The sequence below is a fragment of the Hymenobacter coalescens genome (assembly GCF_054783195.1).
This window is the reverse complement of record NZ_BAAGRA010000019.1, coordinates 22,302-35,769: the sequence shown is the minus strand read 5'-3', so window position 1 is coordinate 35,769 and position 13,468 is coordinate 22,302. Positions and strand designations below refer to the sequence as shown.

Genomic DNA, 13,468 nt, shown 5'->3' with positions numbered 1-13,468 from the left:
AGCACTTGGAAGCCCAATATCATCCAAAATCGGCAAAGTTCCAGCGCGCCGGGTAGCTTTTCGTTTTACACATCCACTTTCAGCGTGGCCGGCTTGGGCGTTATTTCGAACAGCTCGCCGTGGGGCACCATGGTGATCTGCCCAAACTCGCGGATCATCATCTTGTAGCTTTCCCCTACCGGCCTGATTTTCCGGTCCAGGTCGTAGAGGCCGCAGGCATTCACGCTGAGGCGTTTTTCGGCCAGGCTGATGTCCCAGTCGAGCTGATCGAGCAGGGAGTACCACGTGAAGCCGACGACGGGCACGCCGTCCTGGCGAATGCGCATCACGTTGACCCACTGCTTCCAGAGCCAGCACTCGGCGTCTTCCTTGTTGAAGGTGTTGGTTTCGGTGTGCATCACCGGCTTGCGGTACCGCTCGTAGTACTGGCGCGTCATGGTGTACCAGCCCAGCACGTCTTCGGCCGCGCACCAGTCGCCGTTGGGCTTGATGATGCGCTCATTGCGGCCGTAGTAGTCGTTGCCCATGATCTGGTAGCCGGGCGGCTCGCCGGCCATAAACCAGTTGAGCTCCTCCCGCGTCAGGCCGTTATCGAGGCAATACAGGAGCACCTGCGAGTCCAGCGGGTGGGCGTAGAGCAGGTCGAGGGACAGAAAGCGCAGCTTGTTGGTGAGGCAGATTTCTTCGGAAGGCACGGCGCGCATCTCGTGGATGTACTCGGCCGATTCGCTCTGCACGATAACGCAATCGGGCCGGTGCTGGGCAATCTGCTGGGTGCCCATGATGCTGGCCGCCGTGACGTGCTTCATGGCCGTCACGAAGGCGCGGTCGTCTTTGAGCTGCTCGTTCCAGATGCCGTCCTTGGCGGAGGCCCGGGCCGTCACGTAAATCTCGTTGACGGGCGTATAAAAGCGCACCCAGGGGTAGCGCCGGGCCACCGCGCCGCAGTACTCGGCAAAATGCACCGGCAGCTCGGGGTTCTGGAAGTTGCCCACCCAGTCGGGCACGCCGAAGTGCATCAAATCGAGGATGGGCGTGATGCCCAGCCGCTGGATTTCGGCCATGGCCAGGTCGGCAAACTCCCAGTCGTAGCGGCCGGGCGCTTTGTGGATGAGGTAATACGGCAGGTTGTAGCGCAGCACTTTCAGGCCCAGCTCGCGCACCAGGCCCAAGTCTTCCTTGTAGCGGGCGTAGTGGTCGGTTTCGGCCAGCTGGTCGCGGCGGGTGCGGCCGTGGTCGATGGTGGGGTACGAACACTCGATGCCGGTGGCGAACATGAAGTTGCCGGGTGCTCCGGTGGGCAGGCCGCGGCCGTCGTGGCCGGCGGCCCCGCCGAATTCGTCGCCGGCGTAGTGCCCGTCGCCGAATTTGTGCTTGATGTGGGTGAGAAAATTCTGGGGCATGGCAGGGTGTTGGCGGGTGGCAGCAGCGGTCCTCCCCGGCGGTGGGGAGGGTTTAGCTCAAGCGGCGCGCTTGCTTCCGGATTGATGTTGCTTGGCGTGTGTGGTTGCAGGGTCGCCGGCCCCGTTTCGCTACCTCGTGGCGCGGACGCCGCGCAGCCGCGGTACCGGTCACGGCGTCTTACGCGTCGCGGCGCAGCTGCTTAGCGAGAAACCGGTCGGCCGTGCGCAGGCTCAGGGCCATGATGGTCAGGGCCGGATTGACGCTTAGCGCACTGGGAAAGACGGAATTGTCGCAGATGTAGAGGTTGGGCACGTCGAAGCAGCGGCCGTCGGCGTCCACCACCGCGTCGTCGCCCGAGAGGCCCATGCGGCAGGTGCCGATGACGTGGGCCGAGCGCGAAAACGTCCACAGGTCGCGGGCACCGGCCGTTTCCCAGATCCGGCGCATTGTGCGCTCCGCGTGGGTCAGCATCCGCTGCTCGTTTTCCTGGTTGGTGAAGTACACGCGCGGCTTAGGCAAGCCCCGGGCATCCTTTTCCTCGCTCAGCTCCAGGTAGTTGTCGGCGTGCGGCAGGCAGTCCCCGAGGATGTTGATGCCGGCCACGTGGTTGTACTGGCGCAGGTACTCACGCAGGGCCGGGCCCCACAGGCCGCGGCCGCGCGCCACCTGGGCGGCAAAGGTGACGGGCATCACCCCGATGCTCTGCAGCAGGTAGCCGCCGGCGAAGTCCGCGTCCGCCGGCCGGTGCGTGTCTTCCGAAATCAGCCCGCCCGGAATGCCCTTGTAGGGCCGCACGTCCTCCTGGAAGGTGCCCCAGAGCTGCAGGCCGGGGTGGGCCATCAGGTTGCGCCCCACGTGTCCGCTGCTCAGAGCCAGCTCGTTGAGCAGCAGCAGCCGGGGCGTTTCCACCGCACCGGCGCACAAAAACAGCGTGCGGCACCGCTGCCGGTGCTCCTGCCCGTCCTGCTGGTACACCACGCCCGTCACGCGGCCCTGCTCGTCGCGCTCAATTTCCGTTACGAAGCAGCCCGCGCGCACTTCCGCGCCGTGGGCCTCGGCCAGCGGAATGAAGGTGACGTCCATGCTGGCTTTGGCCCCGTTGGAGCAGCCGGCCTGGCAGAAGCCGCGGTTGGTGCAGGCCTCGCGCCAGCCAATGCCTTCCTGGTAGTAGCGCGCGGAGAGGGCCGCGTTGGCCGCCGGCGAGGTGCGGATGCCCAGCTGCTGGCAGGCGCGCTGCATGAGCTGCGCCGCTCCGTTGAGCGGCAGCGGCGGCAGCGGGTAGCCGCGCCGGCGCTCGGGCCCCCAGGGATAAGGCGAAGGCCCGGACACGCCCAGCAGCCACTCCAGCTCGTCGTAGTAGGGCGCCAGGTCGTCGTAGCTCAGGGGCCAGTCCTGCCCCACGCCGAACTCCGAGCGCAGGCGCAGGTCGTCGGGCTGCACGCGGGGGGTGTAGGCGGTGTAGTGCAGGGTGCTGCCGCCCACGCCGGTGCCGGAGTTGTTATTGCCGAACGACAGCGGGTCGCGGCCGGCGGAAAGGCGCTCATCGTTCCAGAACAGGAAAGCCTGCGCCTGCTCGTCGGTGGCAAAGTCGCGGCGCGGCTCGTGGCGCGGGCCGGCCTCCAGGGCCACCACCTTCAGGCCCGCCAGGGTCAGGCGGGCCAGCAGCGGCGCCCCACCCGCCCCGGTGCCGATGACCACGCAGTCGACCTCGTCGGCGGGCGCGGGCAGCGGCGCGGGTTGGGGGGCGGTCGTGTCGGCCGGGGCGGGCTGGTCTTTCAGCAGCTGGCGCAGCAGCGGGTCCTGCACGTCGGGCTGCACCGGGCTGACTACGCCTTCTTCAATGAGTTCTTCTTCGTCGGGCATTTTGGTGTGGCAGGTGGTGAAATAGTTAGGGGATGAACTAGTGAGCGGCAGGTGGAGAAACGGAGCAACGTCAGCACGTCAAACTCACCATTTCACCACTTCACTAGTTCACTTCTTCGGGCTCCCGGTCTTCGCGCTCCTCAAGGCCGATGCGCGACCAGGCGGGCAGGTCGGCCATACCGGCGTAACCGATTTCCTCCTGGGCCAGGGGGTGCGCGTAGTAGAGAATAGTGGCCTCGGCCAGCAGCTCCTCAAAGAAGCGCTCCGCCGATAGCTGCAGCCAGGCCTCGCCGGAGGCCGTGCCGGCCTGCACGGCGGCCAGCACCGCGTCCTGTTCGTCCCCGGTCAGCGCCATGAAGTCGCGGCCAAACTGCACTCGGGCGGCCTGCTGCACCCCGCCCAGGCCCAAGCGGTAGGCTTCGCGGTCGGGCGGCAGCACGTCGTAGCGCCAGCCGTCGGAGCGCCCGCTCAGCAGGCGCGCGTCGATGCCGGCCGCCAGGTCGATGGCGTCGGTCGGGCGGTCGGGCTGGGGCAGCAGCCGCTGGCACACGGCCTGCAGCAGGCGGTAAGTGTCGGCGTCGAAGAACTGCGGCGCGTAGGACGGCGCATCGAGGCGCTCCAGCAAAGCCGCGCGGGTGGCTTCGCTTACGTGCGGCGATTCGAGCAGCGCCCGGATGGTGCCGATTGGATAAGGCATGAGGGTAGAAGTTATTGAGTTTATGAGGTTGGGAGGGCAGGAAAGAGCTACTGTTCGGCCAACTCTTACACTCCTGCCCTTCTCCCTTCATACCCCAGACTTACTGGTCGCTGCTCAGCTTGCCGCCGGTCACGTGCACCAGCGAGCCGGTCATGAACGAGCCGTCCTGCGAAGCGAGCAGCACGTAGGCCGGCGCAATTTCTTCGGGCTGCCCGGGACGCTGCAGGGCCACCTCGTGGCCGAACTTCTCGATTTCCTCCAGCGGCATGGTGGCCGGAATATTGGGTGTCCAGACGGGGCCGGGCACCACGCAGTTCACCCGAATGCCTTTCTCACCCAGGTACTGCGCCAGGCTTTTGGTCAGGGCGTGAATGGCCGATTTGGTGCAGGAGTAGTCCACCAAAATCGGAATGCCCGTCAGCCCCACGATGCTGCCCGTGTTGATGATGCAATCGTCCTTCTTCAGGTGCGGAATAGCGGCCTGCGCCATCCAGATGTAGCCGAGGATGTTGGTGTCGAAAGTGCGGCGGATCTGCTCCTCCGGAATGTCCTCGAACTTCTCCTGGCTCATCTGGTACGCGGCGTTGTTGACCAGCACGTTCAGCCCGCCCAGCTCCTTGGTGGTGCGGCGTACGGCCTGCTTGCACTGCTCCGGGTCGCGCACGTCCAGCTTCAGCAGCAGGCAGCGGCGCTTTTGGGCCTCCACCAGCCGCTGCGTTTCCTGCGCGTCCACGTCGTTTTCGTTGTAGAGCACGGCCACGTCGGCACCTTCCAAGGCAAACGCCAGGGCCACGGCCCGCCCGATACCCGAATCGGCGCCGGTCACGAGGGCGATTTTACCCTGCAGCTTACCGGCCGCACGGTAGCCCGACAGCGCCGACTGCGGCTGCAGCTTCATATCAGCCTGCCGGGCCGGATAGGGCAGCTTCTCGGCGTGCTGCTTCATTTGGGCCGCGGTGGGCCGTTTGTCGCTTTTAGACGCGGCAGCTCGGGGGGCGGTCGACTTTGAGGCCGGCTTGGCGGCAGTTTGGGGGGCGGCGGGTTTCTTGGCGGCCATGGTTGCGCAGGCGTCAGGTGTAGGGGTCTTTTCGTCGTACGCAAAAGCTCGACGGAAAGCCGAGCATCCGCTACGGACGCCGTCCGCCATCGGCCGCGCTGCCTTGTTGCGCGCAGCAAAAAGCCCCGGCTCCGCAGGGCGGAACCGGGGCTTCGGCGCAGGTGCTGCGGCCTGCTAGTTGTTCTGGTAATCGACGGCCGCCGGCGCGGCTTCGGTTTCGGCCAGCGAGGGGTAGTCGATGAAGCCCTTGTCGCCGGGCACGTAGAAGGTGGCAAAATCGGGCTGGTTGAGGGCCGCGCCGCTGCGGAAGCGCTCCACCAGGTCGGGGTTGGCAATGAAGGGCACCCCGAAGGCAATCAGGTCGGCTTCCTGGCCGGCCAGCGCCTCCTCGGCCGTTTCCTGGGTGTAGCCGCCGTTCAGGATAAACGTATTCTGGAAGATGCGGCGCAGGTGCGGGGCCACGGCCTCGGCCCCGGGCTTGCGGGCCATGGGGTGGCCGGGCAGGGCTTCGATGACGTGCAGGTAGGCCAGGCCGAAGCGGTTCAGCTGCTCGGTGACGTAGCTGAACGTGCCCACCGGGTCGGAATCCTGGATGCTGCTGCTGCCCTGGGGCGAGAGGCGGATGCCCACGCGGTCGGCACCGAGCTCATCGACCACGGCCTGCACCACTTCCAGCACGAAGCGGGCGCGGTTTTCCACGCTGCCGCCGTACTCGTCGGTGCGCTGGTTGGCACCGTCCTGCAGAAACTGGTCGAGCAGGTAGCCGTTGGCGCCGTGGATTTCCACCCCGTCGAAGCCGGCGGCGGCGGCGTTGCGGGCGGCCTGGCGGAACTGCTCCACCACGCCCGGAATTTCCTCCAGCGCCAGGGCGCGGGGCGTCGGCACTTCCTCAAAGCCCTGGCCGGTGAAGGCCTTCACGCCCTCGGGCTTGATGGCCGAGGGCGCCACCGGCAGCTCGCCGTTGTGAAAGGCCGGGTGCGACACGCGGCCCACGTGCCAGAGCTGCACGAAAATGCGCCCGCCGGCCGCGTGCACGGCCTCGGTCACGCGCTTCCAGCCCTGCACCTGCTCCTGGGTGTAGATGCCGGGCGTATTGATGTAACCCACGCCCTGCGCGGACACCTGCGAGCCTTCGGTGATGATGAGGCCGGCCGTGGCGCGCTGCTGGTAGTAGGTGACGATGGAATCGGTGGGCACGTTGCCCGGGTTGGTGGCCCGGCTGCGCGTCATCGGCGCCATTACCAGGCGGTTGGCCAGCTCGATGGCGCCCAGCTTGTAGGGCGAGAGCAGAAGCGGAGTGTGGTGGCTCATAATAGTCTGTCAAATTGGCCCCTGCCGAATGCGGCTGGTGGCTCTGGGTTCAAGGTTGTCAAGGGCCCGACGTGGGCACAATGGCACTCAAACCCCAAAATCGGGCTGCAGGTTATGGCTCCCGGCCACGCGGGCGGTTTCTTGCAGGGTACCGCGCTGCCCGAAACAATTGCCGGTACGGCGAGCCCGGCTAGCGCGCCACCAGCTCCACCCGGCGGTTGCGCGGGCGCTGCTGCGGGTCGCGGTTGTCGGCCACGGGGCGCGCGCCGCCGTAGCCCACCGCCGTCAGCCGCACCGAGTCGATGCCGCGCTGCACCAGGTAGGCCCGCACTACCCGGGCGCGCTGCTCCGAAAGCTGCTGGTTTTTCGCGGCGTCGCCCACGTTATCGGTGTGCCCGGCTATTTCGAAGCGCAGCGCCTGCTGCGCCCGCAGTGCCCGCACCAGCCGGTTCAGCTCGGGCTGCGACGTGGGCAGCAGGCGTGCCTTGCCCTGCTCAAAGTACAGGTGCCGCAGGGTCAGCGCCGTGCCCGTGTTCAGGGTCGTCAGGTCGGGCAGCGAGTCGGTCGGGGGCGCGGCTACGGGCGGTACGCTGGCAACGGCCGGCGCGGCCGCGGCCCGCCGGGCCGCAGGAGCCGCCCGTCGGCTCGCGGCCCGGGGCCGCGTGGCCATGGCGGGTTGGGGTGCCGGCGGGGTGGTTGCCACGGTCGGAGCGGGCACGGGGCCCGGCGGCGGTGCCGCCGGCGCGGGCGGTATGGGCCGGGCCGAAGCAGGCAGCGCCGCAAACAAATGGGCACTGCCCACGGCCACTGGCGCGCCGCCCGTGGGCAAGCGCCAGCGCAGCAGCGCCCGGGTATCGAGGATGGTTTGGAAGTAGTCCACGCGCAGCGGGTAGTAGCGCCCCGCCTCCAGGCGGATGCGCACCACGGCGGGCACGTGGTCCTGCTCGCGCCAAGCGTTGAGGAGCAGCTTGCTGCCCAGCCACACCCGCAGCCCGTCGTCCATCACCGTCGAAAACTCGTACACGCCCGTCGTCGGAGCCAGCAGGTAGCCTTCCCAGCGCACCGAAAAATACTCCGCCCCCAGTCCGGGCACCGGCGGCCGCTTGTTCCAGCTGAAATCGATGGCTGCGTCGCGCCGGCGCAGCACCAGTTGCTCGAAGTTGGTGCCGTTGTAGTAAGCCGCCTGCAGCCCCGTGCCGGTGGGTAGGGCGGCGGTTTGGGCTCCGGCCATTCGGGCCAGCAGCAGCAGGCTCAGAAGCGTAACGGTGCGCATGGTGCAAGTAGATCGGTTCGTGTTCGGTACCCAACGGGCCGCGGGCGGTGGTCTGCTGCGGCCGCAAAGTAGCCCCAGTCAAATGTCGGGCGGATGCGGCTGGCGGCGCGTCGTACTGCTCATTGGCGGCGAAGCGCCCTACACGGTTGAACGACAAAAAATGAGTTTGCGTCTGCTGCCAGGGCCTGCTGATCGAACAAGCTGCGTGGAGTCCAACAAGAACGGGGGAATGCCGTACTTCCTGGGGTAAGTGTGATTCACCCAGCCACTTACTCCATTCCCATGCCGACTAAGAAAGCCACCGCTTCCCATAAAAAAGACGATCCGTGCTGGAAAGGCTACGAGCAGCAAGGCACCAAGAAGAAGGAAGGCAAGACCGTCCCGAACTGCGTCAAAAAAGACTAATTCGGCTTCCGCAGCCAGCTAACCGCCCCGGCCCGCTACGGTGCCGGGGCTTTTTTTGCGCCGCTCATAGCCGGTGGCGCATTGCCGCTGCCGTTTGGCCCGGATGCTCCGCAGGTTTATTTTCCATATGATTTTAACAATATTATATTTACTTGATTTGCTAATTACTGGAGCGTCGTTTATCTTCGCTACAGCTTATCCAGAAAGACTGAGGGACTGGGCCCTGTGACGTCTTAGCAACCAGCCGCTGCGGCAGAGGTGCTAACTCCCATCCGAGGCGGCGCAAGCCGCGTTCGGAAAAGATGAGCGGAACCGGCACCTTCTCGGGTTGCCGGGGCTTTCTGGATAGCGCTTTGCGCACCTCAATTCCGAAAGCCACATGCCGACTCTGCCCGCCTCCCCCCTCGCCGATCTGCTCCGCCAGCGCGTGCTCGTGCTCGACGGCGCCATGGGCACCATGATTCAGCGCCACCAGCTCACCGAGGAAGACTTCCGCGGGACGCGGTTTCAGGATCATCCCAAGCCCCTGCGCGGCAACAACGACCTGCTCTGTCTGACGCGCCCCGACGTGGTGCGCGGCATTCACGCCGAGTACTTCGCCGCGGGCGCCGACATCGTCGAAACTAACACCTTCTCGGGCACCACCGTGGCCCAGGCCGATTACGCCCTGGAGCACATCGTGTACGAGCTGAACTACGAGGCCGCCCGGCTGGCCCGCTCCGCCGCCGATGAGTACAGCACGCCCGAGCGCCCGCGCTTCGTGGCCGGGGCCATCGGACCCACCAACCGCACGGCCTCGCTCTCGCCCGACGTGAACCGCCCGGGCTTCCGCGCTGTCAGCTTCGACGAGCTGGCCACGGCCTACCACGAGCAGGTGCGCGGCCTCATTGACGGCGGCTGCGACGCGCTGCTGATCGAAACCATCTTCGACACCCTGAACGCCAAAGCGGCTTTGTTTGCCGCCCAGCGCTTCTTCGACGAGGGCGGGCGCGTGGTGCCCATCATGATATCGGGCACCATCACCGACGCCTCGGGCCGCACCCTGTCGGGCCAAACGGTGGAGGCGTTCTGGAACTCCATGCGCCACCTGCCCATCCTGAGCATCGGCCTGAACTGCGCCCTTGGGGCCAAGCAGCTCAAGGTGTACCTGCAGGAGCTGAGCCGCCTGGCCGACTGCTACGTATCGGCCTACCCCAACGCGGGGCTGCCCAACGCCTTCGGCGGCTACGACGAATCGGCCCAGGAATTTGCGGCCGTGCTGGAGGAGTACCTCCAGGAAGGCCTGGTGAACATCGTGGGCGGCTGCTGCGGCACCACCCCGCTGCACATTGCCGAGGCCTCGAAGCTCACCGACCGCTACGCCCCGCGCCCGCTGCCAGTGCGGCCCCGGGCCACGCGCCTGAGCGGGCTGGAACCGCTGAATATCTACCCCGAAAGCCTATTCGTGAACGTGGGCGAGCGGTGCAACGTGACCGGCTCCCGGGCCTTTGCCCGCCTGATCCGGGCCGGCCAGTACGAAGAAGCCCTGGCCGTGGCCCGCGCCCAGGTGGAAGGCGGCGCCCAGGTGCTCGACGTGAACATGGACGAGGCCCTGCTCGATTCCGTGGAGGCCATGACCACCTTCCTGAACCTGATTGCCTCCGAGCCCGACGTGGCCCGCCTGCCCCTGATGATCGACTCCTCGAAGTGGGAGGTCATCGAAGCCGGCCTGAAGTGCACCCAGGGCAAGAGCATCGTCAACTCCATTTCGCTGAAGGAAGGCGAGGAAGTGTTTAAGCACCACGCCCGGCTGGTGCGCGCCTACGGGGCCGCCGTCATCGTCATGGCCTTCGACGAGCAGGGCCAGGCCGACTCCTTCCAGCGCCGCATCGACATCTGCCAGCGCGCCTACCGCATCCTGACCGAGGAGGTAGGCCTGCCGGCCGAGGACATCATCTTCGACCCGAACATCCTCACCGTGGGTACCGGCATCGAGGAGCACCGCCGCTACGCCATCGACTTCATTGAGGCCGTGCGCTGGATCAAGCAGCACTTGCCCGGCGCCCTCACCAGCGGCGGCGTCAGCAACGTGTCGTTCTCCTTCCGCGGCAACGACCCCGTGCGCGAGGCCATTCACGCGGCCTTCCTCTACCACGCCATCAAAGCCGGGCTGGACATGGGCATCGTCAACCCCAGCCAGCTGGCCGTGTACGACGAGGTGCCCAAGCCCTTGCTCGAAGCCGTGGAGGACGTGCTGTTCGACCGCCGCGACGATGCTACCGAGCGCCTCGTGCAGCTGGGCGAGCTGCTGAGCCTGACCAAGGGCGGCGCCGCGGCCAAGGTCGTGGAGGCCGAAGCCTGGCGCGGCTGGCCGGTGCAGAAGCGCCTGGAGCACGCCCTGGTGAAGGGCATTACTGATTACATCGAAGCCGATACCGAGGAAGCCCTCAAACAACTCGGCCGGCCGCTGCCCGTCATCGAAGGCCCCCTGATGGCCGGCATGACGGTGGTGGGAGACCTGTTCGGGGCGGGCAAGATGTTTTTGCCGCAGGTGGTGAAGTCGGCCCGCGTGATGAAGCGCGCCGTGGCCTGGCTGGAGCCCTACATGCAGGCCGAGCGCGACGCGGCGGCGCTGTCGGGCGGCACCGAGGCCCGGCAAACAGCCGGCAAGGTGTTGCTGGCCACGGTGAAAGGCGACGTGCACGACATCGGCAAGAACATCGTGGGCGTGGTGCTGGCCTGCAACAACTACGAGGTCATCGATCTGGGCGTGATGGTGCCGCTGGAAAAGATTGTCAGCGAAGCCGAGCGCCTGCAGGCTGACATCGTGGGCCTGAGCGGGCTGATTACCCCCTCGCTCGACGAAATGGTGTACGTGGCCCAGGCCCTGGAAAAGCGCGGCCTGCGCGTGCCCCTGCTCATCGGCGGGGCTACCACCTCACGCCTGCACACGGCCGTGCGCATCGCGCCGGCCTACGGCGGACCAGTGATTCACGTCAACGACGCCTCGCGCGCCGTGCCGGTGGCCTCGCAACTGCTGGGCCTGGGCCGCGACGCCTTTGCCAACGACGTGGCTCGGGAGTACCTGCAGCTGCGCGACGACCACGCCGGCCGCCAGCGCAACAAGGACTACGTGCCCATCGAGGAAGCGCGCCGGCAGAAGTTCCAGGCCGACTGGGCCGCCGCCGACATCGTGAAGCCCAGCTTCCTCGGCGCCCGGGTGTTCGAGTACTACCCGCTGACCGAGCTACTGGACTACATCGACTGGACGCCTTTTTTCCACGCCTGGGAGCTAAAGGGCCGCTACCCGCGCATCCTCGACGACGCGACCTACGGCGAGGCCGCCCGCCGGCTGTTCGAGGATGGGCAGGTGCTCCTGCAGCGCCTCATCGACGAAAAGCTGATCCGGGCCCGCGCCACGGTGGGCTTCTGGCCGGCCAACACGGTGGATTCGGATACCATCGAAATCTACCAGGACGACACCCGCCAGCGCGTGCAGGCCGAAACCTTCACCCTGCGCCAACAGAGTTTGAAGGCGGCCGGCCTGCCTTACCTCGCCTTCTCCGACTTCCTGGCCCCGAAAGACTCCGGCCGCGCCGACTACCTCGGCGGCTTCGCCGTCACGGCCGGCATCGGGCTAGACGAGCTGGTGGCCGAGTTCGAGCGCCAGCACGACGACTACTCCGCCATCCTGGCCAAGGCCCTGGCCGACCGCCTCGCCGAAGCCCTGGCCGAACGCCTGCACGAGCGGGTGCGCCGCGAGCTGTGGGGCTACGCCCCGCAGGAGCACTTCACCAACGAAGACCTGATCAAAGAGGAATACCGCGGCATCCGGCCGGCGCCCGGCTACCCCGGCTGCCCCGACCACACCGAGAAAATTACGCTGTTCGAGCTGCTGGGTGGCGCGGAGCAGACGGGCATCACGCTCACCGAAAACCTGGCCATGCACCCCACGGCCGCGGTCAGCGGCTTCTACTACGCCCACCCCGACGCGCGCTACTTTGGGCTCGGCCGCATCGGGCAGGACCAAGTGGCCGACCTGGCCCGGCGCAAGGGGATGCCGTTTGCCGAACTGGAGCGGTGGTTGTCGCCGAACCTGAACTATGAGCCCTCCGCCGAAGCGGTGACGGCTACTGCGGATTAAGGCTACAGGGCGTCCCCTTCTGCATGCAGAAGGGGACGCCCTGTAGCCGGCGCGGAAGCGGTTGGCCTGGCGTCGGATGGTTGTTTCAACCCTTTAGAATACCGCCTCAACAACGTCATGTTTAAGCGCCCTTGGCATGACGGCCCACGACAATCACGCCGCCTGTGATTGTCCCCCGATTACTCCTCACCTGGGGAGGAACACTCACGAGCAACGACATGCAAGCCCAGGGTTTGCGCTTCCCATGAAAGTTACCGACCACCTGGCCCGCGCCAACGGCAAAACGCTCTTCTCCTTCGAAGTACTGCCGCCGCGCAAGGGCGAAAACATCGAAACGCTGTTTTCCAACATCGAGCCGCTGCTCGAGTTCAAGCCGCCGTTTATCGACGTGACTTACCACCGCGAGGAGTACGTGTACCGGCAGCGCGCCGGCGGCCTGCTCGAGAAGATTACCACCCGCAAGCGCCCGGGCACGGTGGGCATCTGCGCCGCCATCAAGGGCCGCTTCGACGTGGACACGGTGCCGCACCTGATCTGCGGGGGCTTCTCAAAGGAGGAAACCGAAAACGCGCTCATCGACCTGCACTTCCTCGGCATCGACAACGTGCTGGCCCTGCGCGGCGACCCGATCAAGTCGGAGCCGGGCTTCGTGCCGCACCCCGACGGCCACGCCTACGCCTGCGACCTGATCGGGCAGGTGCAGGCCATGAACCACGGCCGCTACCTCGACGAGGAGCAGGTGGACACGGCCGCCACGCACTTCTGCATCGGCACGGCCGGCTACCCCGAAAAGCACTTCGAAGCGCCCAACCTCAACTCCGATCTGCGCTACCTCAAGCAGAAAATCAACTGCGGGGCCGACTACATCGTCACGCAGATGTTTTTCGACAACCAGAAGTTTTTCGACTTCGTGGACAAGTGCCGCGAGGCCGGCATCACCGCGCCCATCATCCCGGGCTTGAAGCCGCTGACCACCAAAAAGCAACTGACCATGCTGCCGCGCTCCTTCTTCCTGAACCTGCCCGAAGACCTGGTGGAAGCCGTGGCCCAGTGCCGCGACGACGCCTCGGCCCGCGAAATCGGCATCGAGTGGTGCGTGCAGCAGAGCCGCGAGCTGATGCAGCGCGGCGTGCCCTGCCTGCATTATTACTCGATGGGCCGGGCCGAAGCCGTGCGCCGAGTGGCCGCCGAGCTGTTCTAGCCGCTGCTTTTCCTGTTGCATTGCCACGGCCGGTCCTCACGAGGTCCGGCCGTGGCCGTTTCGGCACTTATACCCCCAGCCCGCCAAAACGCGCGGCAACGGCGTACGTATTGATACCTAACATGCCCGATTCC

General features: G+C 66.5%; 9 protein-coding genes and 1 riboswitch. Of the genes, 3 read left to right on the top strand and 6 right to left on the bottom strand.

The features are described 5' to 3' along the window. Positions 1 to 65: 65 nt before the first annotated feature. The 6 genes from ACYVKQ_RS16615 to ACYVKQ_RS16590 all read right to left on the bottom strand — a co-directional run bounded on the left by ACYVKQ_RS16615 (position 66) and on the right by ACYVKQ_RS16590 (position 7,605). A complete protein-coding gene (locus ACYVKQ_RS16615; RefSeq protein WP_460676472.1) occupies positions 66 to 1,403 on the bottom strand; it encodes a family 1 glycosylhydrolase in 1,338 nt (445 codons plus the stop codon). A 178-nt stretch (positions 1,404 to 1,581) separates the two neighbouring features. Then, a complete protein-coding gene (locus ACYVKQ_RS16610) occupies positions 1,582 to 3,267 on the bottom strand; it encodes a GMC family oxidoreductase (protein ID WP_460676471.1) in 1,686 nt (561 codons plus the stop codon). A gap of 103 nt (positions 3,268 to 3,370) precedes the next feature. Beyond that, entirely contained in the window at positions 3,371 to 3,964 is a 594-nt protein-coding gene (locus ACYVKQ_RS16605) for a gluconate 2-dehydrogenase subunit 3 family protein (RefSeq protein WP_460676470.1), read from the bottom strand. Positions 3,965 to 4,064: 100 nt separating this feature from the next. Next, positions 4,065 to 4,910 carry an SDR family oxidoreductase gene (locus ACYVKQ_RS16600; RefSeq protein ID WP_460676469.1) on the bottom strand — a complete coding sequence of 282 codons (846 nt, stop codon included), beginning with the start codon at positions 4,908 to 4,910 and terminating at the stop codon, positions 4,065 to 4,067. Between the two features lie 285 nt (positions 4,911 to 5,195). Further along, entirely contained in the window at positions 5,196 to 6,332 is a 1,137-nt protein-coding gene (locus ACYVKQ_RS16595; protein WP_460676468.1) for an alkene reductase, read from the bottom strand. 190 nt (positions 6,333 to 6,522) lie between these two features. Further along, positions 6,523 to 7,605 (bottom strand): PA14 domain-containing protein, encoded by a 1,083-nt coding sequence (locus ACYVKQ_RS16590; protein ID WP_460676467.1) that lies wholly within the window; start codon positions 7,603 to 7,605, stop codon positions 6,523 to 6,525. Between the two features lie 282 nt (positions 7,606 to 7,887). Here ACYVKQ_RS16590 and ACYVKQ_RS16585 point away from each other — a divergent pair, with 282 nt between their 5' ends. From ACYVKQ_RS16585 to metF, 3 genes are all read left to right on the top strand, one after another. Continuing rightward, positions 7,888 to 8,010 (top strand): hypothetical protein, encoded by a 123-nt coding sequence (locus tag ACYVKQ_RS16585; protein ID WP_460676466.1) that lies wholly within the window; start codon positions 7,888 to 7,890, stop codon positions 8,008 to 8,010. Between the two features lie 192 nt (positions 8,011 to 8,202). After that, positions 8,203 to 8,319: riboswitch (SAM riboswitch) on the top strand. 70 nt (positions 8,320 to 8,389) lie between these two features. Continuing rightward, entirely contained in the window at positions 8,390 to 12,133 is a 3,744-nt protein-coding gene (gene metH / locus ACYVKQ_RS16580; RefSeq protein ID WP_460676465.1) for a methionine synthase, read from the top strand. 244 nt (positions 12,134 to 12,377) lie between these two features. Further along, positions 12,378 to 13,334 (top strand): methylenetetrahydrofolate reductase [NAD(P)H], encoded by a 957-nt coding sequence (gene metF, locus ACYVKQ_RS16575; protein ID WP_460676464.1) that lies wholly within the window; start codon positions 12,378 to 12,380, stop codon positions 13,332 to 13,334. Positions 13,335 to 13,468 lie beyond the last annotated feature (134 nt).

Coding starts and splice junctions, on each gene's coding strand:
- ACYVKQ_RS16595 (WP_460676468.1), bottom strand. CDS start 6,332: ATGAGCCACCACACTCCGCTTCTGCTCTCGCCCTACAAGCTGGGCGCC.
- metH (WP_460676465.1), top strand. CDS start 8,390: ATGCCGACTCTGCCCGCCTCCCCCCTCGCCGATCTGCTCCGCCAGCGC.
- ACYVKQ_RS16605 (WP_460676470.1), bottom strand. CDS start 3,964: ATGCCTTATCCAATCGGCACCATCCGGGCGCTGCTCGAATCGCCGCAC.
- ACYVKQ_RS16610 (WP_460676471.1), bottom strand. CDS start 3,267: ATGCCCGACGAAGAAGAACTCATTGAAGAAGGCGTAGTCAGCCCGGTG.
- ACYVKQ_RS16600 (WP_460676469.1), bottom strand. CDS start 4,910: ATGAAGCAGCACGCCGAGAAGCTGCCCTATCCGGCCCGGCAGGCTGAT.
- ACYVKQ_RS16590 (WP_460676467.1), bottom strand. CDS start 7,605: ATGCGCACCGTTACGCTTCTGAGCCTGCTGCTGCTGGCCCGAATGGCC.
- ACYVKQ_RS16585 (WP_460676466.1), top strand. CDS start 7,888: ATGCCGACTAAGAAAGCCACCGCTTCCCATAAAAAAGACGATCCGTGC.
- ACYVKQ_RS16615 (WP_460676472.1), bottom strand. CDS start 1,403: ATGCCCCAGAATTTTCTCACCCACATCAAGCACAAATTCGGCGACGGG.
- metF (WP_460676464.1), top strand. CDS start 12,378: ATGAAAGTTACCGACCACCTGGCCCGCGCCAACGGCAAAACGCTCTTC.